The 20,838-nt window shown below is 57.3% G+C and carries 21 protein-coding genes; 6 read left to right on the plus strand and 15 right to left on the minus strand.

Annotation, left to right across the window (positions count from 1 at the left end):
- Positions 1 to 157: 157 nt before the first annotated feature.
- On the minus strand, positions 158 to 1,363 hold the full coding sequence (dapC, locus tag PHD44_RS06990) for a succinyldiaminopimelate transaminase (protein ID WP_300189647.1): 1,206 nt from the start codon (positions 1,361 to 1,363) through the stop codon (positions 158 to 160).
- Positions 1,364 to 1,416: 53 nt separating this feature from the next.
- Between dapC and PHD44_RS06995 the strand changes: the two genes are divergently transcribed.
- The gene (locus PHD44_RS06995) at positions 1,417 to 1,806 is read left to right on the plus strand and encodes a VOC family protein (protein WP_300189710.1); all 390 of its coding nucleotides are present in this window, start codon (positions 1,417 to 1,419) and stop codon (positions 1,804 to 1,806) included.
- On the opposite strand, the gene PHD44_RS07000 is transcribed toward PHD44_RS06995, so the two are convergent.
- The 9 genes from PHD44_RS07000 to PHD44_RS07040 form a co-directional block, all read right to left on the minus strand.
- Complete coding sequence (locus PHD44_RS07000) at positions 1,734 to 2,546, minus strand: META domain-containing protein (protein ID WP_300189650.1); 813 nt, start codon at positions 2,544 to 2,546, stop codon at positions 1,734 to 1,736. The genes PHD44_RS06995 and PHD44_RS07000 overlap by 73 nt on opposite strands.
- Positions 2,547 to 2,562: 16 nt before the next feature.
- Positions 2,563 to 3,312: a ParA family protein gene (locus tag PHD44_RS07005; protein WP_300189653.1), complete on the minus strand. Its 750-nt coding sequence runs from the start codon at positions 3,310 to 3,312 to the stop codon at positions 2,563 to 2,565.
- 98 nt (positions 3,313 to 3,410) lie between these two features.
- Positions 3,411 to 4,883, minus strand: a complete 1,473-nt coding sequence (ntrC, locus tag PHD44_RS07010; RefSeq protein ID WP_300189655.1) for a nitrogen regulation protein NR(I) — start codon at positions 4,881 to 4,883, stop codon at positions 3,411 to 3,413.
- The gene (glnL, locus tag PHD44_RS07015; RefSeq protein ID WP_300189657.1) at positions 4,880 to 6,025 is read right to left on the minus strand and encodes a nitrogen regulation protein NR(II); all 1,146 of its coding nucleotides are present in this window, start codon (positions 6,023 to 6,025) and stop codon (positions 4,880 to 4,882) included. The genes ntrC and glnL overlap by 4 nt, the downstream gene beginning before the upstream one ends.
- 241 nt (positions 6,026 to 6,266) lie before the next feature.
- A complete protein-coding gene (locus PHD44_RS07020) occupies positions 6,267 to 7,085 on the minus strand; it encodes a hypothetical protein (protein WP_300189660.1) in 819 nt (272 codons plus the stop codon).
- A gap of 46 nt (positions 7,086 to 7,131) precedes the next feature.
- Positions 7,132 to 8,247 (minus strand): 5-(carboxyamino)imidazole ribonucleotide synthase, encoded by a 1,116-nt coding sequence (locus PHD44_RS07025; RefSeq protein ID WP_300189662.1) that lies wholly within the window; start codon positions 8,245 to 8,247, stop codon positions 7,132 to 7,134.
- A 15-nt stretch (positions 8,248 to 8,262) separates the two neighbouring features.
- Entirely contained in the window at positions 8,263 to 8,805 is a 543-nt protein-coding gene (purE, locus tag PHD44_RS07030) for a 5-(carboxyamino)imidazole ribonucleotide mutase (RefSeq protein ID WP_300189664.1), read from the minus strand.
- Positions 8,802 to 9,224 (minus strand): SirB2 family protein, encoded by a 423-nt coding sequence (locus tag PHD44_RS07035; protein WP_300189667.1) that lies wholly within the window; start codon positions 9,222 to 9,224, stop codon positions 8,802 to 8,804. Before PHD44_RS07035 ends, purE begins: the two co-directional genes overlap by 4 nt.
- 121 nt (positions 9,225 to 9,345) lie before the next feature.
- Positions 9,346 to 10,317, minus strand: coding sequence for an SLAC1 anion channel family protein (locus tag PHD44_RS07040; protein ID WP_300189669.1), 972 nt, complete (start codon positions 10,315 to 10,317; stop codon positions 9,346 to 9,348).
- Between the two features lie 151 nt (positions 10,318 to 10,468).
- Between PHD44_RS07040 and PHD44_RS07045 the strand changes: the two genes are divergently transcribed.
- Together PHD44_RS07045 and PHD44_RS07050 are read left to right on the plus strand one after the other, a co-directional pair.
- On the plus strand, positions 10,469 to 11,134 hold the full coding sequence (locus PHD44_RS07045) for an energy-coupling factor ABC transporter permease (RefSeq protein WP_300189672.1): 666 nt from the start codon (positions 10,469 to 10,471) through the stop codon (positions 11,132 to 11,134).
- A 363-nt stretch (positions 11,135 to 11,497) separates the two neighbouring features.
- Positions 11,498 to 11,836 carry a c-type cytochrome gene (locus PHD44_RS07050; protein ID WP_300189675.1) on the plus strand — a complete coding sequence of 113 codons (339 nt, stop codon included), beginning with the start codon at positions 11,498 to 11,500 and terminating at the stop codon, positions 11,834 to 11,836.
- A 115-nt stretch (positions 11,837 to 11,951) separates the two neighbouring features.
- Here the strand turns inward: PHD44_RS07050 and phoU are convergent, their stop codons facing one another.
- A complete protein-coding gene (gene phoU, locus PHD44_RS07055; protein ID WP_300189678.1) occupies positions 11,952 to 12,665 on the minus strand; it encodes a phosphate signaling complex protein PhoU in 714 nt (237 codons plus the stop codon).
- 186 nt (positions 12,666 to 12,851) lie between these two features.
- On the opposite strand from phoU, the gene ppk1 reads away from it, so the two are divergent.
- The gene (gene ppk1 / locus PHD44_RS07060; protein WP_300189681.1) at positions 12,852 to 14,930 is read left to right on the plus strand and encodes a polyphosphate kinase 1; all 2,079 of its coding nucleotides are present in this window, start codon (positions 12,852 to 12,854) and stop codon (positions 14,928 to 14,930) included.
- Positions 14,931 to 14,943: 13 nt separating this feature from the next.
- On the opposite strand, the gene proB is transcribed toward ppk1, so the two are convergent.
- The 4 genes from proB to rplU all read right to left on the minus strand — a co-directional run bounded on the left by proB (position 14,944) and on the right by rplU (position 18,025).
- Positions 14,944 to 16,089, minus strand: a complete 1,146-nt coding sequence (gene proB, locus PHD44_RS07065; protein ID WP_300189713.1) for a glutamate 5-kinase — start codon at positions 16,087 to 16,089, stop codon at positions 14,944 to 14,946.
- 33 nt (positions 16,090 to 16,122) lie between these two features.
- Positions 16,123 to 17,250 (minus strand): Obg family GTPase CgtA, encoded by a 1,128-nt coding sequence (gene cgtA, locus PHD44_RS07070; RefSeq protein WP_298219060.1) that lies wholly within the window; start codon positions 17,248 to 17,250, stop codon positions 16,123 to 16,125.
- A 152-nt stretch (positions 17,251 to 17,402) separates the two neighbouring features.
- Positions 17,403 to 17,660 carry a 50S ribosomal protein L27 gene (gene rpmA, locus PHD44_RS07075; RefSeq protein ID WP_290681995.1) on the minus strand — a complete coding sequence of 86 codons (258 nt, stop codon included), beginning with the start codon at positions 17,658 to 17,660 and terminating at the stop codon, positions 17,403 to 17,405.
- 53 nt (positions 17,661 to 17,713) lie between these two features.
- On the minus strand, positions 17,714 to 18,025 hold the full coding sequence (rplU, locus tag PHD44_RS07080) for a 50S ribosomal protein L21 (protein WP_012823169.1): 312 nt from the start codon (positions 18,023 to 18,025) through the stop codon (positions 17,714 to 17,716).
- A gap of 213 nt (positions 18,026 to 18,238) precedes the next feature.
- Between rplU and PHD44_RS07085 the strand changes: the two genes are divergently transcribed.
- Positions 18,239 to 18,658: a hypothetical protein gene (locus tag PHD44_RS07085; protein WP_300189686.1), complete on the plus strand. Its 420-nt coding sequence runs from the start codon at positions 18,239 to 18,241 to the stop codon at positions 18,656 to 18,658.
- Between the two features lie 187 nt (positions 18,659 to 18,845).
- On the plus strand, positions 18,846 to 20,837 hold the full coding sequence (locus PHD44_RS07090) for a copper resistance system multicopper oxidase (RefSeq protein ID WP_300189688.1): 1,992 nt from the start codon (positions 18,846 to 18,848) through the stop codon (positions 20,835 to 20,837).
- Position 20,838 lies beyond the last annotated feature (1 nt).

Raw genomic sequence — 20,838 nt, forward strand, 5'->3', positions numbered from 1 at the left:
CAAAATCCAGTTCATCCGCAGTACAATTTGGCATCGGTACAGCTCCCCACAAAATCTTCGTCGCACGCTGATTTTATGCGGGTTTCAAGGCTGTGCCGATACCTCCTCGGTGAAATATCCGGGCTAAGGGAGCCCCTGATTAAATCAGAGGTTCTTTTTAGCTTAGAAACGCCCGAATCCGTTGGGCGGCATCCACGCAATCGATCAACTCGGCAACCAGCGCCATGCGAACGAAGCCGACGCCGGGGTCTTTGTTTTCGAACGGACGTGAAAGGAAGCGACCGGGCAGCACGGTAATTGCCTGCTCCGCAAACAAATCACGGGTGAAGCCGAGTTCGTCGCCGCCGACATCGGTCCAAAGATAGAACCCGGCATCCGGTCGCTGTACCGGCAGAACCGGGGCGAGGATGTCCAGTACGGCGTCGAATTTTTCGCGATAATGCTGGCGGTTTTCCTGCACGTGCGTTTCGTCGTTCCATGCGGCGATGCTGGTCATCTGCACGGGGAGCGAGAGCGCGCAGCCCTGATAAGTGCGGTATTTTAGGTAGCGGGCCAGAATGTCGGCATCACCCGCCACGAAGCCGGAGCGCAGGCCGGGCAGATTGGAGCGCTTCGAGAGACTGTGAAAGATCACCAGGCGGTTGAAGTCGCTTCGCCCCAGTTCATGGGCTGCCTGCATGAAGCCGACCGGCGGCGCGTCTTCATTAAAATAAATTTCGGAATAGCATTCATCGGCGGCAATCACTACATCGTGGCGATCGGCCAGATCGAACAGCGTCTTGATGCGCGCGCGATCGATCACGGCCCCGCTCGGATTGCCGGGCGAACAAACGTAAATCAACTGCGCGCGTGCCCAGATTTCGGCCGGTATGGCGGCAAAATCGGGTAAAAAGCCGGTATCGCTGGTCGTCGGGTAATAATAGGGTTCGGCCCCGGCCAGCAGCGCGGCGCCTTCGTAAATCTGGTAGAACGGGTTGGGCATCAGCACCACCGGGCGCGGGGCGGCGGGATCTTCCGGGCGCGCCACTACAGCTTGAGCGAACGAGAACAGGGCTTCGCGCGTGCCCGCTACTGGGAGTACATGACGATCCGGATCGACCAGTCCGGGTTCGAGCGCAAAGCGCCGGGTCAACCAATGCCCGATGGTCTCGCGCAGGCTGCGTTCACCCTTGGTGAGCGGGTACCGCGACAAACCGCCGAGTGCGTCGGCCATGGCGCGCAGTGCAACGGCGGGCGGCGCGTGTTGCGGCTCGCCAATCGACAAGGCGATGGGTTTGTCTGAAGTGGCGGGCGAGATCCCAGCCTTGAGCTCGGCCAGTTTTTCGAAAGGGTAAGGGTGCAGGCGGGTCAAATCAGGATTCATGGGAGGAAGAATTGGGTAACACAAAGCAGGAAGTATACGCGATGGGCGATGGGATGAATCAGGCCGCAGCAATTGAATTACTGGGCGTGGATCACATCAGTGTCGTGGTTGCGGATGTGGATGCGGCTCTGCCGTTTTATCGGCAGGTACTCGGATTGCGGTTGATCGATCGGCCAGAACTTGGGTTTCCGGGCGCTTGGCTCAAGTTAAGCGATGAGGTGGGTTTGCATTTGTTGCAGTTGCCGAATCCCGATCCTGTGGCGAACCGGCCCGCACATGGCGGCCGGGATCGGCATGTCGCACTGCGGGTGCGTGCAACGGAGCCTTTCGCGCAACGACTGGCAGCGTTGAACTGGCCGTTTACCCGCTCTCACTCCGGGCGGGATGCGTTGTTCTGCCGGGATGCCGATGGCAATGCCTGGGAACTGGTGGCGCGAAATTGAGCCAGTTTCTTGCCATCGGCTGCAAAAAACACAAGAGATTCCCCTTGAATTTTGGCATCGGCAACGTGCCCCAGCATGGCGCGGAAAGCCCGCTCGGGCGTGGGTTCCATGCAGGCCATTTCTGTGCCTGCCAGCGGCTTGAATGACAGTTTGCCATCCGCATCGAGCTGATAACTCCCCATCAGTCGATTGCAGCCATCGAATCCAAACACCCGTTGCGCCATGTTGAACGTCAATTCGGGCGGCTTTTGGGTTAAATCACTGTGATCGTCGGCCAACTCCGTGAGCGTCCATTGATCGGGGAGCGCGAGTGCCGCGACGAGCGGGGGGACGTGTTTCGCCGTCCAGCCTTTGGCGGTATTGCGCAGTTGATTCTCCTGAACGCGCCAGCGCGCGTATTCGGGTGGTGCACCGAGCAAATCCACTTCATTGCCTTGCAACCACTTCACTTTACCCGTGTAGGACTGCCGAGGAATGCCTTTGATGTTCTCAATGTCCAGCCGATAACCACCATTGGGCGCAAGCCAGAGCGATACGGCACCGCCTGTTTGCCCGGTTGATTCCCCGCCTGATTCTCCGGCCAGTGCGCTGTAGTAGCCGCCCGCCCAATCGAGCGCGATCTGGCTGGTATGGTGATCTGGGGAGACCGGGTTTGAAGCGGTGCACGCCGTCAATCCACCGAACATGCCCATGACCAAAACAAGGCCCGCTGCGATGTTTGAATATTTTTTATTCAGCATATTTGCTCCTGTTGAATTAACACTTGGCCAGTATGCGATCGATCTGTTCCCACAGCTTGAAATAAGCCTGGGCCGCCGGGTGGCGGGCATGGCTGAATACTACGGGTGTCTGGCCTTCGCCCATTTGCTCGATGATTGCGGCATAAGGAATTTCGGCGTCGAGCAGTTCAGGCATGTCGATGCGATGCGCAGCAAAAAAATCACGATGCAATGAGCGTCGTCGATCCACCATCGCGAGAAAGCCCGCCAGTCGGCCGGGTTTGATTTTCTCCGATGCCAGATGACTTTTCAGTTGAAACCAGGTGCGCTCGGAAAGATGCGTCGGCACGATCGGCACGAGCACGAGATCGGCCGCGCGCAGCACGTTGTCACCCAGCAGCGTGATGCCCGGCGGGGTATCGATCCAGATTTCGTCGAAATATTCGCTCAGGCCATCGAGGAGCTTGGCGATGCGGAAGCCAGCGTCCTTTTTTTCGGCCAGAGCGTGCTCGATATCGTGGTAACGCTGATCGGACGGCAGTACGCTCAGGTTGCGGTGTCGCGTGGGGCGAATGCCTTCGGCAATGGATTTGACCTTGAGCAGTTGCTGGAGCTTGGGCGCGGACTCCGGCTCGGCCTGAAGATACCAGGATGCCGAACCCTGCGGGTCGAGATCCCAGAGCAGGACCTTTCGCCCCTGCAAGGCCGACAGGGCGGCGAGATTGACGACGCTGGCCGTCTTGCCGACACCGCCTTTGACCGAATAGAGCGCAATGATTTGAGCCATGAATACTGCCTGCACCGAATGCGAATGTGCACACATGATACGGGAAATCTCCGGGTTTTCCGGGGGCAATTCGGCTCAAATCAGATGATTGTGGTCGGTTATTCGGTGTCGTCGTCGATATCGGCCAGTTCCTTGAGTTTGCGCGTTACCGTGTTGCGGCCCCATCCAATGAGTGCCGCCGCCTGTTGTTTGTGCCCGCCGGTGAAGTGCAGCGCAGCCTTGAGCAGGGTGCGTTCGAAGGTGGGGCCCGCAATGGCCAGCAGATCCTGGTCGCCTGCTGCAAGCCGCGCATCGGCCCAGCGTTTGAGATCACCGGTCCATTGGGTAAGCAGGGCATCGTCACCAAGAGCCGCACCGGGGGCAGATGACGGGTGGAGATTGTCGGGCAGGTCTTCGATGCCGATTTCGTGACCCGGCGCCATGACGGTGAGCCAACGGGCGATGTTTTCAAGTTCGCGCACGTTGCCCGGCCAATCATAGCGGGCGAGTTGCGCCAGCGCCTGGGGGTGAATGGACTTGATGGGGACGCCGAGTTCCTGTGCTGCGCGTTGCAGGAAAAAGCGCAGCAGTTGCGGGATGTCTTCGCGGCGTTCTCGCAGGGCCGGGAGTTTGAGCCGGATCACGTTCAGTCGGTGGAACAGGTCTTCGCGGAACTGGCCGCTGGCGACGCGATCCTCGAGGCGTTGGTGGGTCGCGGCAACAATGCGCACATCGGTTCGGATGAGCTGCGTGCCGCCCACGCGATAGAACTGACCATCGGCCAAGACGCGCAGCAGTCGGGTTTGCAGATCCATCGGCATGTCGCCGATTTCATCCAGGAAAAGTGTGCCGCCGTGGGCTTGCTCGAAGCGACCGACGCGTTGCCCGGCTGCACCGGTGAAGGCGCCTTTTTCATGCCCGAACAATTCGGATTCGAGCAGGTCTTTGGGGATGGCTGCGGTGTTCAGCGCAACAAACGGCCCCTGTCGGCGTAGGCTGTGCTGGTGAAGCGCGCGGGCGACCAGTTCCTTGCCGGTGCCGGATTCGCCATTGATGAGCACGGTCACATTCGAGCGGGCAAGGCGACCGATCGCGCGGAAGATCTCCTGCATGGCCGGCGCATTGCCGATCAGGTCGGTTTGGGTATCGGTCGCGTTCGCAGATTCGGTCGTTATCTCCGGGGCTTTCGGCTGTCGTGAACTGAGTGCGCGCTGGGCCAGACGCACGGCATCATCAATGTCGAACGGTTTGGGCAGGTAGTCGAATGCGCCGCCCTCGAAGGCACCGACCGCACTGTCGAGATCCGAGTGGGCCGTGATGATGATGATCGGCAATTCCGGGTGACTGTTCTGCAAGGATGAGAGCAGGCTCAGGCCATCCTCGCCGGGCATGCGGATGTCCGAGAACAGGACGTCGGGTGTGCTGGTGCGCAATCGAGCGCGCACCATGGCGGCGCTCTCAAAGACTTCGACGGTAAATCCGGCCGACTTCAGCGCCCGTTCCAGTACCCAGCGAATGCTGTGGTCGTCGTCGACGACCCAGATTTTGGCGGCGCTTTTGCTGCTTTGTTGGGGGGTGTTTAAAGTCATCATGACGGTGTCTCTTGATGGGGTTGCCCATGAGTATCCTGGCCGGGCAACGGCGGGTGTAACGGTAAAATCAATGAAAATCGGACGGCCTCTGGCTTTTGCTTGAACTCAAGCAAGCCCTGGTGCTGTTCGGCGATGGTTTGCGCGATCGATAGCCCCAATCCGCTGCCATGCGCCCGTCCACTGACCATGGGTAGGAACAGGCTTTCGACCAACGTGTCTGGCACGGGGGGGCCGTTGTTTTCCACATCGATGCGCAGCACGAGCCGATGGAGCGTCTGACGGATCGTGAACTGTCTTAGAACCCGCGTTTTGAGCCGCAATGTGGGATTGATCGTGCCGCTTTCGCTCATCGCCTGCAGGGCATTGCGACCGAGATTGAGTAACACCTGGATGAGTTGATCCCGATCGGCCAGCAAATCGGGGATGCTGGGGTCGAAGTCAAAGTGCCACTGCAGTGGTGTGCCCGGCAGGGTTTCTTCGGCTTCAATGCTGAGCAGACGTCGCACCTGCTCCAGCGGTTCGTGAATGTTTATCCGTTGCATCTGTGGGCGATTGTTGGGGCCGAGCATCCGGTCGATCAGATTTTTCAGACGGTTCGATTCATTCAGGATGATCTGCGTGAATTCCCGCAATTCGGCATTGGGCAATTCCCGTTCCAGCAGTTGGGCCGCGCCTTTGAGCCCGCCCAGTGGATTTTTCAGCTCGTGGGCCAGCCCACGCATCAACTGGCGGGTCGATATCTGCATGGCATGGAGCTGGGCATCCCGCGAGATGCGCACATGCCGCTCGACATCGGTCAGTTCCAGCAGAATGTTGGCGCCAGCGATATCCGGTGAAGGCGTGATGGTGCAATCCGCTATGCGCGTCTGTCCATGGATCGAAACCAGTTCCGCTTCACGCAGCGTGACAACTTGTTCCATTAAACGTGCTTCTTCCACGGCCTTGGCCAAGATCGGATTCTGTTCAAAAAAAGGCGTAAAGCCCTGCTTGAGTACCACGCCGTAACTGGTGTCCCAGAACTGTTCGCCGGCAGAATTGATGTACAACAACCGATCCGCCGCATCCAGAACCACGATGGCAGTGGTCAGTGCGTCGGCCAGGCGCGCCGTGCGAATTGGCATTTTTACTTCGGGCTGTGTCACATCTGCTCCTCGTGCTCGTGCCCATTGCTGATTCAATGAGAAGTCATAAGGCAAAGAGTATGCCGAAACGACTGTGTTTTTATGGCCGCCCTTGTTTATTCCTTTCAAATCATTTGGTTTTGGTTTATGCCAAAGAAAAACCCCGCATCAGCGCACAGGGTTGCGTGCTGGCCGATGACGGGATTGAAATGAATAGCGGGTTTATTGCACGAATATAATGCAAGCAGGTTTTATCTATGATTTATTTTTGTGCATTGCCGTCTGTATCTTGCGCCAGATGAATAACCACGGGGTTGGATTGAAAGATGTTTTTATCCTTGCGCATGACAATCGCGATGATGGTGTGCGTTCCCGGAGATAAACCGCTGATCATGAAGCGTTGCCCTGTGGAATCATCTACCCGGATGTTGCCGTCGATGACGATGCGCATCCGGTCACCCACGCTCAGATCCAGATCGGGTGAGAGTTTTGTTTGCACGAAAATGGTGCCACCGGCGTGGGCGGTGACAGCTCCGGCCTTGGGTTCGGTGATGATCAGCGATTGATAGTGCCCATTGCGATTTTGCGGCGGGATTGCGGGGGTCGACGATGCTGTCTCCGGTAATGACTGGCGGACGATCTTCGGTGCATTGACCGTGTTTTCCGCGGGGGCGGCTGTGATCTGGTCCTGTTCGGAAGGGCTGCTCACGTCCGGTTTGCCGGCAGGGGTGCTCGCAGCCGGAGCAGCGCCCTGCGGTTGCATTTGCACCGAGGGCACCAATGGGGCCGAAGGTTTGGTTGCTTCAACATTGGCCGCGGGTTTCGATGGTTCGGTGGCGGGCGGTGTGGAAGGCGGGAGATTGATCGGTGTGAGTGGGATGACGGGCGGCGGGTCGATGTTCAGCTTTTGGGCGCCTTTGGTGGGTTGATCGGTAAAGACGACTTCCCCTTTGCTGTTGATGTATTTGTATACCGTTTCTGCTTCTGCGGCCAAAGGTGCTAGTGATAGCGAGAAGACGACGGTCACGACCAGAATGGTCGACGCGAAATGGGCTGTTCGTGGTAAGCGGGCGGTTCTCATCGGCATCGGACTCCTTGTCTTTGTGCGGCAACGGATGGTGAGTTCACTAGCCTATCATCTGCTCAATGAGTGCTGCGTATTTTCGGCAGGTCTCTTTTGTGTCCGCCACCACGTTGACATGCCCCAATTTGCGTCCGGTGCGCGTTTCCTTGCCATAGTCGTGCAAATGCACGCCCGGTAACGCGAGGATGGGGGCGCGTGGCGGAATGCTGCCGACCAGATTGAGCATGATGCTGTAGCCCGTACAGGCCGTGCTGCCCAGCGGCCAACCCAGGATGGCCCGCAGATGGTTCTCGAACTGTGACGTGACCGCCCCGTTTTGGCTCCAGTGACCGCTATTGTGGACGCGCGGCGCCATTTCGTTGGCAATGAGCTGCCCTTCGTACTCAAAGAATTCGATAGCGAGCACACCCACATAATCCAGCCCATCGAGCACATGGCGGGCATACTCTTGCGCTTTGGCCTGCGCGGGGTCATCCGTGTGAATTTCGGTGCGGTACAGAATGCCGCTGCGATGCTGATTTTCGCTGACGGGATAAAACGCAACTTCACCCCGTGTGCTGCGCACCGAGATGATGGACACTTCGCGGGTGAAGGGGATCATCTGCTCCAGAATCGAAGGATTGCCGCCAATGGCTTCCCAGGCGGGCTCCAGATCGCCACCGGATCGGATGATCACTTGGCCCTTGCCATCATAACCGAGGCGTCGGGTCTTCAGGATGCAGGGATAACCGATGTCGGCAATGGCCGATTGCAAGTCCTCAAAGGAATCAATGGCGCGGTATCGGGCAACCGGGATACCGAGCGATTCGAAGTACTGTTTCTCGTGTACACGATCCTGGGCGACGGATAAAGGCTGCCCGCCCGGGTGAATCTGGTTGTGCCGCTCGACGCTGGCTACGGCGGAAACCGGGACATTCTCGAACTCAAGGGTAATAACATCACACTCTACGGCGAGTTGTTCCAAAGCCAGTTCGTCATCGTACTCTGCGCGAATGTGCCGCCCTAGTCGGCCAGCCGGGGCCTCCGGGGACGGGTCAAGAAAGGTGAATCTAAGACCCAGAGAAATGCCAGCCAGAGCCAGCATCTGGCCCAGTTGGCCTGCGCCGATCACGCCAATATGAGCCTGATCCGAGGTGGGGTCTGGTGATGGTGTGCGCATGGTGCGAGGGTCCGTTCAGAAAGATGGCGGTGGTATTCGGGGGTCTGTGCTGGCCAGCACGGTTTCGGTCTGGGCATGGCGATAGGCGTCGAGGCGGCGCGCCAGCCCTTCGTCGTGAACGGCGAGTTGGGCTGCCGCCAGCAGTGCGGCATTGACCGCGCCGGCGCGTCCGATCGCCAGAGTGCCCACGGGGATTCCCGCAGGCATTTGTACGATGGAGAGCAGTGAGTCCCAGCCGGACAGTGTCTTGGATTGCACGGGTACGCCCAGAACGGGAAGCCGCGTTTTGGCGGCCAGCATACCGGGCAAATGCGCCGCTCCGCCGGCCCCGCCGATAATCACCTGCAAGCCGCGTTCGATCGCTGTTTGCGCATACTCAAACAGACGATCCGGCGTGCGGTGGGCGGAAACGACCTCCGCCTCGAAAGGAATTTGCAGCGTGGTTAGCGTGGCGCAAGCGTGTTGCATGGTTTCCCAGTCGGATCGGGAGCCCATGACGACGCCGACCAGGGGCGAGGGGTGGTTGGCTGCGATGGGGGCGAGGGGCTGTTCACTCATCTGACTGACACGCTCGCGGCGGGAGCAGGTGCGCTCAAAAATGGCGTCGCGGTTTTCAGGGCGCCGGCTGCCGAGATGTAAAGAAACACCGCGATGGCCAGAACCCAGGCGCTCGCGCGGATGGCCTTGGTCTTGCCCAGCCGTAGCGCGAACAAGCCCAGAACGATATAAACAATCAGACCGACGATCATGACGGTGACGTAGTCCGGATTCACGCCATAACGCCAAAACATCAAATAGCTGGCGATCAGTGCGCTGAGCAGCAAAACGGTATCGACGATATGCGGGGTAATCCGAACCCAACGCGCCTTGAGTCGCGGTGAGTCTTGCAGCATCCAGATGCCGCGCAGGATGAAACCGATCAGGGAAAGGACAACGGCAAGTCCGTGAATATGGACTGATAATTGGGCGATGGTCATGCGCGCTCCGCAGTGCGTGGAAACAGGCGCACCATTAAACACCAAGGGCCGGATGAATGCCAGATGATTGAATTGGACACATCCTCTGGCCCTTGCGGGGGGCGGGTGTTGCGCGGCGGATTTACTCGGGAACGCAGATTTCTCCTGCCCACATGGCCCGGGCGGTTTTCACCAGCAGATAAGCGATCAGTAACGCCAGGAACCCGAACAGAAACCCACCGAGATAGGCATAAAATACAAAACCGGTGATGTGGTGCATGATCAGGGTTGCAATCGTCATGGCAGCGATCGGGAAGGTATAGGCCCAGAATGGCAGACCGAAGGGAATCGTCACAAAACGCTTGGCCTGGAAAAACAGCAGCAAGGTGATGAACAGGGCAAAGTTGTACAGGATATGCCCCATGTCATCCAGCCCGCTCGGATGCAGCGCGTGCCAGGAAATAAACCCGACGGCCGGCGGGGCAATCATGATGAACAACGTGGGCATCAGCTTGCTGGGTGTGGGCGCATGGAAAAAATAACGGTTCATCAGGACGGTGAGCAGGACAATCCAGAAAATCACCCCGATGCTGAAAAAGAACCACGAAATCTGGATATATCCGAGTGCGGTCCCGGTAATCGGAACCAGTATGTTCCCCACGATCGGGATGAACCAGGCCGGGTTGGAGTGGTGAATCTGGAATTTTTCGTGATGGATCCAGTTGCTTAGAATAATGAGGGTAAACAGCAACTGAACCGGGGTGCCGATGCTCCATAGCCACAGGGCCAGCGTCTTGTTGAAACCAAGTGCGATAATGCTGAGCAGAATCAGGCTGATGGAAATGGCGGGAAAGAAGCTCAGGCGAACCACATGATTGAATTCGGCGCGCACTTCACCGGGATATTTCACCAACTTGGCGAGATAAGCCAAGGCGAGTATGCCGAACAGGCCATAAGTGAAAAACGTGAATATCGTGCTGGTCGCATGCGACCATTGCAATAATTGCTCGCCTTTTTGCATGGCGATGGTAAAGCCCGCCATGCCCATGACCATGCCGAACATGGAAATCGGCATATGGGCCAGTCGGCTGTGCGCTGTTGATGATTCGGACATGTTTTTTACTCCGTGGCAAAAGCGTTGTGTTGTGATTGATTGTGCGTCATTCATGGAAAAGGGCTGACTTGTGCCCGGACGCTGGCAATTCCATATCAATTCGATCGGATATTACGATTAAATTTTCTTATGATCAATAGAGTTTATTAAAATGAATGTTGCCGATGGTCTGATTTCGCCGGATTTTCTGTGGCTCAACTGGCTGTTGTTTGTTTTCTTAATCGGTTTTGGGGTGTACCGGTCGCCTTGGCGTGCCCTGTTGCATGCGCCGCAGCGTTTGAACCTGATCGCTGCCAGTGTGGCCTTTTTGGCAATGCTTTGGCTGTTCTCTTCGTCTGCCTTGCCTGGATTGTCATTGCATTTTTTAGGGTTGACGGTCGTGACCTTGCTGGTTGGTTGGCCCTTGGCGTTGGTCAGTGGCGGCGTGACCCTGTTGCTCCTGTCGCTCGTTGGCCAAGTCGCGTTTTCAGGCTTAGGCTGGGACATGTTGGGTATGGTTGTGCCGCCCATTTTTGTTACCGCTTTGATCAATGCCGCTGCCCAGCGGCTACTCCCTGCCAATTATTTCATTTATCTTTTTGTGAACAGCTTTTTTTCGGCGATCCTCGGAGCGATGGCAGCGGCGCTTGCTTCGGCGAGTCTGATGCTCGTGTTTGGCATTTACACTTGGGATGTGCTGACATCGAGCTACTTCCCCTTGCTGCCGATCCAGTGGGTGCCGGAGGCCATGATCAACACCATGATCATTCTCGGTCTGACATTGCTTCGACCGGATTGGGTCATCACTTTTGACGACCAGAAATACTTCAGAAACTAAGTAAGTGCTGATTTATTCCATCCTTGGAATAAATCAGCCCGCTCATCGCGGTATACGCCCGCGATGGCGCTCACGAACCAAAGACTGACGTCTTTGTTCGTGTTGGGGCATCCTTGCCCCAAGCGGGAAGCACTGAATAAATCAAGTGGCCCGATGGCCTTTCAGATTGCAAGCCAGCGGTTGTTGATGCAATTTGCAATTCAAGGTGGTGTAAATTATTTTTAGTTGGCTTTAATAACCCTTGTTTATCCGCAAGTTTCCAAGGCTTGATGGCTTGGCATGGAAATTGGATTAGAATGATGCACTACTCGCTTTGTTGCGTGTTACGTGTTTTGCAACCGTCCCTCTCAGGAGAAGATCACAATGAAAAAATTGACCGTATTGATGCTGACCGCTGGTTTGATGACCTCCGGCGCAGCGATGGCTGCTGGCGACGCGGCTGCCGGTAAGAGTCTGTACGATGCTTCCTGCGCTTCTTGCCACGGCATGCAGGCTCAAGGTCAAGGCATGTTCCCGAAACTGGCCGGCTTGAGTTCAGAGCGCATCAAAACCACTTTGGTTGCTTTCAAGGCGGGTGATATGGCTACGCTGAAGAAAGAAGGCCTTGGCGGTCCTAACTCTGCCATCATGGCGCCAAACGCGGCAGGCCTGTCTGAGCAGGATATGGACAACCTGAGCGCCTACATCGCTACCCTGAAATAATCTTTCAGATTCCGGCAGATGAAAAAAGCCCCGATTTTCGGGGCTTTTTGTTTGCTGGCGTATAACTTATTGGTCGGGTATCCACGGCGGGAGCGTGCACGCCGTGGTCGGGCGATCAGATCTGAGTGCGTTGCTTATCGCCTGAAATGTTGCTGTGGCGAACGTCGGCCCCTTTCTGCTGGAAGATGACGTATTCGGCAATATTGGTGCAGTGGTCACCCACGCGTTCGATGGCGCGCATGCAGGAGAGAATCCGCAGGCCGACATCGGCGGAGTTGGGGTTCTCGTTCATGTACTTGAGCAGTACACGATGCACGGCGTTGTATTCTTCATTGACGTGCGTATCGCGGCGGATGATTTCTTCGGCGGCGATGGTGTCCAGACGAACGAAGGCATCCAGAGCATCGTGCATCATGCCACCGACGATGCGGCCCATGACGCGCAGATGGCCGATAAAGTCGGTATGGCGCAGGACGGGGCCGATTTCTTCGGCAATTCGTGCCATTTTTTCGGATTTGTCGCCGATGCGTTCGAGGTCGGTAATGGCCTTGACGACCGACATGATGGTGCGAAGGTCATTGGCCATGGGTGAGTAGCGCGCGATGATCTGGATGGCCATTTCGTCAATGGATGATTCCATCCGATTGATTTCGTAGTCCTGATTCAGCGCGCGCGCACCGCGCTCCTCATCCCCGTCGAGCAGGTAAGCCAGCGCATCGGCAAAATGTTGTTCGGCGACCCCGCCCATATTCATCAGCATCGTGCGCAATGCATTGATGTCATCATCGTAACGGGTCAGCGTATGCGGCGTACCACTGTAGGAATCCATGAAAACTCTCCAGAAAAACATCAAAAGAAACGAAAGGGTTCAGTCAGTCCTGCACTTCACCGAAATGTCACCGATAACCGTCATAATCACGTTTGTGGCAGGAAGGCCGAAGAATTTGTATTCTGACCGTGCCCGTTGGTCGATGACATTAATACTTACATTCTACTTTAACCAAGTTGCGAAATTATGACTGAAACACCTTCTTTGCCCATCGCGCCCGTTTTTATCAATCGCGAACTGAGTTTGATCGCGTTCAACCGGCGCGTGCTCGAGTTGGCTCAGGATGTTTCGCTGCCCTTGTTGGAGCGGCTCAAGTTTCTGTGTATTTCCTCATCCAATCTCGATGAGTTGTTCGAGGTGCGTATCGGGTCGTTGACCCAGCAGATCCGGGTGGGGTTGAACCGTCCGGACGATTCAGGCCTGACGCCGGTTGAGCAGCTGGATCAGGTCTACACATCGGCCCACAGCTTGGTTGCAGACCAGTACCATACGCTGAATGATGAAATCATTCCCGCGCTGGCCGGGGAGGGCATCCACTTTCTTCGCCGAACGCACTGGAATGAGGCGCAATCTCTGTGGGTAAAGCAATTTTTCCGCCGCGAACTGTTGCCGTTGCTGACCCCGTTGGGGCTCGACCCCTCCCATCCGTTTCCGAGAATTCTTAATAAATCCCTGAATTTTGTCGTATCGCTGGAAGGCACCGACGATTATGGCCGTGAAGCCTGGATGGCGATTGTGCAAGCACCGCGTGCCTTGCCGCGCATTATCCGCATGGATGAAGAGGCATCGGGCAGCAATTCGAGTTTTGTGTTTCTAAGTTCGATGATTCACGCGCACGTCCATGAATTGTTCCCCGGCATGACGGTGACCGGTTGTTATCAGTTCCGGGTAACGCGCAACAGCGATCTGGCCATTGCCGTCGACGACGATGACGATCTGCTCAAAACCTTGCAAGGTGGACTGTTTGAGCGTAATTACGGCGATGCCGTCCGTTTGGAAGTGGCGGATAATTGTCCTCAGGAGATGATCGATTTTCTCTGTGACCGCTTCAAGCTCAACGATCAGGCCGTATTCCAGGTGCATGGGCCGGTCAATCTGAACCGGTTGATGGCACTGTATGGATTGCTGAACCGGTCAGATTTGAAAGACGAGCCGTTCACGCCGAAGTTGAAGAAAGAATTCAGCGGCGAAGTCAATATTTTCGAAACCATCGAGCAGCGTGGCGCTGTTTTGTTGCACCATCCCTTTGAGTCGTTCATGCCGGTGGTCGAGTTTGTGCGTCAGGCGGCGAGTGATCCCAAGGTGGTTGCCATCAAGATGACGCTGTACCGCACCGGGCGGGATTCGGCGATTGTCGATGCGCTGGAGGCAGCCGCACGCGCGGGCAAGGAAGTGACGGCCGTGGTTGAACTGCGCGCACGTTTTGATGAAGAAGCGAATATCGACATCACGACCCGCTTGCAGAAAGCCGGGGCCTATGTGGCTTACGGGATCGTGGGCTACAAAACCCACGCAAAGATGACCCTCGTGCTGCGTCGGGATGGTTCGCGCCTCAAACGATTCGTGCACCTGGGCACGGGCAATTACCACCCCGGTACCGCCCGACTCTATACCGATTTCGGCCTGCTGACCGATGATCGGTTTCTGGGTGATGATGTCAATAAACTCTTCATGCAATTGACCGGCCTGGGGCGTGGGATGCGTCTGAAACGCATTCTGCAATCGCCATTCACCTTGCATAGCGGGATGCTGGAGCGAATCGAGCGTGAGATCGAGCACGCCAAGGCAGGGCGGAAAGGATTGATCCGCGCCAAGATGAATGCATTGATCGATCGTCAGATTATCGAGGCGCTCTACCGGGCTTCGCAGGCCGGCGTGCAAATTGATCTGATTATCCGCGGTGTGTGCTGCCTTCAGCCCGGCATTCCGGGATTGTCGGAAAATATTCACGTGCGTTCGGTCATGGGGCGTTTCCTCGAGCACCCGCGCGTGTTCTATTTCCTCAATGACGGTGATGATGAACTGTTCCTGTCGAGTGCCGACTGGATGCCGCGTAACTTCTTCGCGCGGGTTGAGGCATGCTTCCCGATCGATGCGCCCGAAATCAAGGCGCGTGTGATCGACGAAGCCTTCACGCGGTATTTAGCCGATAATACCGGCGCATGGTCTCTGGAGGCCGATGGCCACTACCATCGCGTTAAGCGTCATCACAATGCCAAACCACGCTCTGCACAACAATCATTGCTGGATGACTTGAGCAGATAATCCAAACCGTCGGTTACAACAGGATCAGATTGTCGCGATGAATCAGTTCATCTTCTTCGGCGAATCCCAGGAGTTCGGCAATGGCGCTGCTGGGTTGTCGACAGAGCTTTTGGGCTTGCGCGGAACTGTAGTTGACCAGGCCGCGACCCAAATCCTTGCCTGTTTCATCGACGATACGCACCAGGTCGCCGCGCATGAACTCACCACTGACTTCAATGACGCCAATGGGCAGCAGGGAGCGACCGCCTTGGCGCAGCGCGGCGGCAGCACCCGTGTCCACGCGAACCGTACCCCGGGCGCGTAATTGGCCTGCCAGCCATTGTTTGCGGGCGGCCAGCCGGGTTTGTGCCGGTCGAAAAACCGTGCCAACGCCGGATGTTCCCGCGGCCAGTTGAAGCAGAACGTGTGGTGTAGCGCCCGAAGCGACCACGGTTGCCGCGCCTGATAGCGCCGCTCGCTTGGCTGCCATGACCTTGGTGTACATGCCGCCGCGCCCCAATCGACCGCCTTCGGGGGAGGCCATGGTTTCCAGGGCGGGGTCTCCCGCTGTTACCTCGGTAAGTAGTCGTGCGGAGGGATCTTTGCGTGGGTCGGCTTCGAACAGCCCGAGCTGGTCGGTCAGAATGACCAGCACATCGGCTTCGACCAGATTGGCGACGAGTGCAGCCAGTGTGTCGTTATCACCAAAACGGATTTCATCGGTCGCTACCGTATCGTTTTCGTTGACGACGGGCACGACGCCCAGGTTGAGTAGTGTGCGTAAGGTACTGCGGGCATTGAGGTAGCGCTGGCGATTGGATAGATCGTCGTGGGTGAGGAGAATCTGAGCGGTGTGGATGCCGTAACGCCGCAGGACGTCCGCATACGCCTGAACCAATCCCATCTGACCCACGGCAGCTGCGGCCTGAAGTTCGGGCAGGGCGGAGGGTCGATCCTGCCATCCCAGCTGCGCCATCCCCTCGGCGACGGCGCCGGATGTGACAATAACGACTTCCCGGCCTTCGGCGCGCATTGCCGCGATTTGTTCCGCCCAACGGTCGATGGCGGATAAGTCGAGGCCCGCGCCGTTCCCGGTCACCATGGCCGAGCCGATCTTGATGACCCATCGACGATCGGTTTTCAGGTGGGCGCGCAAATCAACCCCTGTATCAACTCCCATGGCAGAATTGGCGTCGCGTTCAACCACGGCGGATTACTCCTCGGTCCACTCGAGGTCGGGATTATCGAATTTCGCGGGCGGAACGACAGGCGCCTTGGCCGCTTCGGCCGCTGCCGCCTGATCCGCTGCACGTGCCGCTTCCATGAACTCCATGATGGCCCAGACCAGCGCGGTGGTGCCCAGTTTTTCCAGAGCGCTGATTGCAAAAATCGGCCCTTTGAAGTCCAGTTCACTGCGGAACCGCTGAGTGAGTTCATTGATGTGTTCTACGCGCTCTTCTTCCGGCCACTGATCAATCTTGTTCAGGATCAGCCACCGCGGGCGCTCAGCCGAATGCGTCTGATGGCTTTCATCGTAACGCACCAGCTCCTCCTCGATGATGGCCACCGATTCGACCGGATCCGCTTCGTCCAGCGGGGCGACATCGACGATGTGCAGCAACAGATTGGTGCGCGCAAGATGTCGCAAAAACTGATGGCCCAGCCCGGCACCCTCGGCCGCGCCCTCGATGAGCCCCGGAATATCGGCGACCACAAAGCTGCGGTGCGGCTCAGGCGCGACCACGCCCAGATTGGGGTGCAGGGTGGTGAACGGGTAATCGGCCACCTTGGGTTTGGCCTGGGAAATGGCGCGGATCAGCGTGGATTTGCCCGCATTGGGCATGCCGAGCAAGCCGACATCGGCCAGTACCCGCAATTCCAGCAATAATCGACGTTCATCGCCCGGCGTGCCTTCGGTTTTCTGGCGGGGTGCGCGATTGGTGGAGCTTTTGAAGCGGGCATTACCCAATCCGTGCCAGCCGCCTTGCGCTACCAGCAGTGGTTGGGCCGGGTCGAGCACCTCGCCCAGGATTTCGCCTGTGTCGATATCGTGCACCACGGTGCCGAGGGGTACGCGCACCCACAAATCGGCACCTTTGGCTCCGGTCATGTTCGAGCCGCTGCCGTTTTCACCGCGTTGGGCTTCATAGTGGCGGACGAAACGAAAATCGGCCAGCGTGTTCAGGTTGGCATCACCCAGGAAATAGACGCTGCCGCCATCACCGCCATCACCGCCATCGGGGCCGCCATAGGGTACGTACTTTTCGCGGCGAAACCCGATGACGCCGTTGCCGCCGTCCCCGGCCTTCACTTTCACTTTGGCTTCATCGACAAATTTCATGGAGTTTTACCTTGCGAACCGGCACACGCATTGATTTCAGCCGATAACACTAAATTGAATGGACTGGAAACACAAAAGCCCCGCTAAAACGGGGCTGGTGAAATCACTATTTTCCTGTAGACCTTAAAGCGCGACCAAGGCCGCGCCGGGCTTTATACAGGAACGACGCTCACGAAACGACGTGATTTGTCGCCTTTGACTTCAAACTTGACGGCACCATCCGTCAGGGCGAACAAGGTGTAGTCGCGACCACACCCTACGTTCGCACCCGGGTGGAATTGGGTGCCGCGCTGGCGAACGATGATGCTGCCTGCGCTGATAACCTGACCGCCGTAGCGCTTGACGCCGAGGCGCTTGCTTTCTGAGTCACGACCGTTGCGGGTCGAGCCGGCTGCTTTTTTATGTGCCATGACAAAACTCCAAACTAGGCTCAGGGGCAGGCGCGTGGCCTGCCAAGAGCGAATTAACCATTAATGCTGGTGATTTTGATCTCGGTATACGCTTGGCGATGACCTTGATGCTTGCGGTGATGCTTACGGCGGCGGAACTTGATGATGTCCACTTTCTTGCCGCGGCCCTGACCGATGATTTCGGCGGTCACGCTGGCGCCTGCCAAGGCAGGGGCGCCCACTTTGATGGCATCGCCGTCGGCGATCATCAGCACGCGGTCCAATGTGACTGCGCTGCCTTCTTCGCCTTCAAGCTTCTCAACCCGAAGCCATTCGCCGGGTTCTACGCGATATTGTTTACCGCCGGTGACTACTACTGCGTACATGATTGCATTTAACCTTTGTTCGGTTCGCGCACGCCAGCTTAATTTTAATTAAGAAAGCCAGACATTAAAGCAAGGCACGCGCTGTGATCTTATGGAAAGGCGGCGGATATTAGCGGCACATGAGTTCATCGTCAAGTTCAATTTGTCACGCCGGTGACGATAGCTGCTATGAAGGTTGTTGCAAAGTTTACCAGGCTCATCAATACTCCATCCATGAAATATCGTCGACTGATTTCCTCAATCATGTTGCTGCTGGCTGTCTGGCTCCCGCTGGACAACGCCTTGGTGGGTGCCGTGGTGCAAGGTTGTCCGATGATGTCTCATGCCTTCGAGCGTGGCCTGCACACCACTTTCATGCCCAACGATGCCCAGTCGACAAGTAACGGGGCGACCGACTCGCCACACTGCCCGATGATGCACATGGCTACCGACAATACCTCATCGTCCGGCCATGACCAGTGCAGCAACGGTTGCACGCATTGCGGCTTGTGTCTGTTGCTGGGCGGTGTGGCGCTTCAGCTGAATGCACCTGTCATTCCAGTCACGCCTGTTCTACCGCAAAAAATCATCTCCTCCCTGCCGGCGGCGCACACTTCGGTGATCGCCCCGCTGTTCCGTCCTCCGATCGCCTGACTCAAGCTGGCGCGACCACCCGTGGGCTGCCTGCCTTCGGGGAAGTCGCGTGCTCGGGTAGTGGGCGAGTTCCTGTTTGTTATCCATGAAGGTGATTTGCTGCCCGTGAAACGGGCGCGGATCGCGCAAACACTTGTCCATTGCCTCAACCGGATTTTAATTCCAATCCACCGTTGAGGGCTTAGTCATGTCAATCAAAAGTGCTTTTCAAGCCAATACGCGCCCGATCAATTCGTCGCGGCGTATTTTCATTCAAGGGTTAGTCGCAGGCGGCGTTATGGCCGCGCTTGGGCTTAACCCGGCCGAGGCTGCCACGATCAATGGCCGAAGGCAGCCGCCTTCCTTGCGCGGCACGGAGTTTGACCTTGTCATCGATGAACGGCCGGTCAACTTTACCGGACAACCGCGCACGGCGATGACGATCAACGGCTCGATTCCCGGCCCCACCTTGCGCTGGCGTGAGGGTGATGTGGTGACGTTGCGGGTGACGAACAGATTGAAGGTGTCGACCTCCCTGCACTGGCACGGGATCATCCTGCCGTTCGAGATGGATGGCGTGCCGGGGCTGACTTATGAGGGCATCGCCCCAGGCACCACCTTCACCTACCGTTTTCGGGTGGCGCAGTCTGGCACCTACTGGTACCACAGTCATACGGGCTTTCAGGAGCAGAATGCCGTATATGGAGCCATCGTGATTGATCCGGCGCAATCAGATCGCGTGGCTTACGATCAAGATCATGTCGTGATGCTCAACGACTGGTCGGATTCCAGCCCTGATTTCATATTCAATCGACTCAAAACGGCCGACGGTTATTACAACTACGTCAAGCCCGATCTGAGGGACCTGATTCGCCAGTCGGAAAAGATGGGGTTTGGCAAAGCCGTTGAAGACCGCTTGATGTGGGACAAGATGCGGATGAGTCCGCGTGACCTTCTGGATGTGACCGGCGCCACTTACACCTATCTGATGAACGGCAACACACCGGCGGGTGACTGGACGGCGCTGTTCCGGCCCGGTGAGCGGATTCGACTGCGCTTTATCAATGGCTCGTCGATGAGTTATTTCGATGTGCGGATACCCGGCCTGAAGATGACCGTGGTCGCGGCGGACGGCCAGGATGTGCACCCCGTGACGGTGGATGAATTCCGTATCGGGGTGGCTGAAATCTATGACGTGATTGTCGAGCCGGCGGCCGACCAGGCTTACTGCATTTTTGCCCAGTCTCTGGATCGTTCAGGCTATGCACGCGGGACGCTCACCCCGCATGTCGATCTGCGCGCGCCCATCCCGCCGATGGACCCGGTGCCCACCCTCAGCATGGCGGATATGGGCATGGATATGTCCTCTATGAACATGAGCGGCATGGATATGTCCGCCATGCTCATGGGCGATCACGCCAAGGATAATGGCAGTGCGGGCAACATGAGCATGCACAACGGGCACATGGGCGGCATGGATATGAGCAAGCAAAAATCCATGGCCGGTATGAGCCACGATCGGGTATCGCAACACGGCACATCCGGCATGAGCATGGGTAACCATGCCATGAAGGGCATGGCTGATCGGCACCCCGAAGGGGCAGCCCATGGCGCGATGTCTCACAACCCCATGGATCTGCCCGGCTTGCACAATCGCAATCTCAAAGACGGCACGCTGAAAATCGATTGGCACCCCAAGACGGAACACGGTGTCGGCGTCGGCATGGAGGCGCAGCAGGTTTCCATGAGCCTGAGCGACCCGGGTGCGGGTTTGCGCAATAACGGTCGCAAAGTACTCACCTATGGCGACCTGCGCGGTATCGACGGGCCCATAAGCCCGCAGGAACCGGCGCGCGGCATCGAGCTGCATCTCACCGGCAATATGAATCGCTACATCTGGGGCTTCAATGGCGTCAGTTACCGTGACGCGGCCCCGATTGAGCTCAAATACGGTGAAACCGTCCGCATCGTGCTGATTAACGACACCATGATGAACCATCCCATTCATCTGCACGGGATGTGGAGCGAGCTTGAGAATGACCGTGGCGAGTATCTCGCGCGCAAACACACGCTCAGCGTCGCGCCCGGTCATGCGATCAGTTATCGCGTCAATGCCAACGCCATTGGCCGCTGGGCTTATCACTGTCACCTGCTCTACCACATGAACGCGGGCATGTTCCGTGAAGTTCGCGTGGTTTGAT

Source organism: Halothiobacillus sp. (genome assembly GCF_028710545.1).
Classification (GTDB): domain Bacteria; phylum Pseudomonadota; class Gammaproteobacteria; order Halothiobacillales; family Halothiobacillaceae; genus Halothiobacillus.

What these genes read in the sequence shown, in the direction of transcription:
- dapC (WP_300189647.1), bottom strand. Translation starts at nt 1,363, where the DNA reads ATGAATCCTGATTTGACCCGCCTGCACCCTTACCCTTTCGAAAAACTG.
- PHD44_RS06995 (WP_300189710.1), top strand. Translation starts at nt 1,417, where the DNA reads ATGAATCAGGCCGCAGCAATTGAATTACTGGGCGTGGATCACATCAGT.
- PHD44_RS07000 (WP_300189650.1), bottom strand. Translation starts at nt 2,546, where the DNA reads ATGCTGAATAAAAAATATTCAAACATCGCAGCGGGCCTTGTTTTGGTC.
- PHD44_RS07005 (WP_300189653.1), bottom strand. Translation starts at nt 3,312, where the DNA reads ATGGCTCAAATCATTGCGCTCTATTCGGTCAAAGGCGGTGTCGGCAAG.
- ntrC (WP_300189655.1), bottom strand. Translation starts at nt 4,883, where the DNA reads ATGATGACTTTAAACACCCCCCAACAAAGCAGCAAAAGCGCCGCCAAA.
- PHD44_RS07020 (WP_300189660.1), bottom strand. Translation starts at nt 7,085, where the DNA reads ATGAGAACCGCCCGCTTACCACGAACAGCCCATTTCGCGTCGACCATT.
- PHD44_RS07025 (WP_300189662.1), bottom strand. Translation starts at nt 8,247, where the DNA reads ATGCGCACACCATCACCAGACCCCACCTCGGATCAGGCTCATATTGGC.
- purE (WP_300189664.1), bottom strand. Translation starts at nt 8,805, where the DNA reads ATGAGTGAACAGCCCCTCGCCCCCATCGCAGCCAACCACCCCTCGCCC.
- PHD44_RS07035 (WP_300189667.1), bottom strand. Translation starts at nt 9,224, where the DNA reads ATGACCATCGCCCAATTATCAGTCCATATTCACGGACTTGCCGTTGTC.
- PHD44_RS07040 (WP_300189669.1), bottom strand. Translation starts at nt 10,317, where the DNA reads ATGTCCGAATCATCAACAGCGCACAGCCGACTGGCCCATATGCCGATT.
- PHD44_RS07045 (WP_300189672.1), top strand. Translation starts at nt 10,469, where the DNA reads ATGAATGTTGCCGATGGTCTGATTTCGCCGGATTTTCTGTGGCTCAAC.
- PHD44_RS07050 (WP_300189675.1), top strand. Translation starts at nt 11,498, where the DNA reads ATGAAAAAATTGACCGTATTGATGCTGACCGCTGGTTTGATGACCTCC.
- phoU (WP_300189678.1), bottom strand. Translation starts at nt 12,665, where the DNA reads ATGGATTCCTACAGTGGTACGCCGCATACGCTGACCCGTTACGATGAT.
- ppk1 (WP_300189681.1), top strand. Translation starts at nt 12,852, where the DNA reads ATGACTGAAACACCTTCTTTGCCCATCGCGCCCGTTTTTATCAATCGC.
- proB (WP_300189713.1), bottom strand. Translation starts at nt 16,089, where the DNA reads ATGGGAGTTGATACAGGGGTTGATTTGCGCGCCCACCTGAAAACCGAT.
- cgtA (WP_298219060.1), bottom strand. Translation starts at nt 17,250, where the DNA reads ATGAAATTTGTCGATGAAGCCAAAGTGAAAGTGAAGGCCGGGGACGGC.
- rpmA (WP_290681995.1), bottom strand. Translation starts at nt 17,660, where the DNA reads ATGGCACATAAAAAAGCAGCCGGCTCGACCCGCAACGGTCGTGACTCA.
- rplU (WP_012823169.1), bottom strand. Translation starts at nt 18,025, where the DNA reads ATGTACGCAGTAGTAGTCACCGGCGGTAAACAATATCGCGTAGAACCC.
- PHD44_RS07085 (WP_300189686.1), top strand. Translation starts at nt 18,239, where the DNA reads ATGAAATATCGTCGACTGATTTCCTCAATCATGTTGCTGCTGGCTGTC.
- PHD44_RS07090 (WP_300189688.1), top strand. Translation starts at nt 18,846, where the DNA reads ATGTCAATCAAAAGTGCTTTTCAAGCCAATACGCGCCCGATCAATTCG.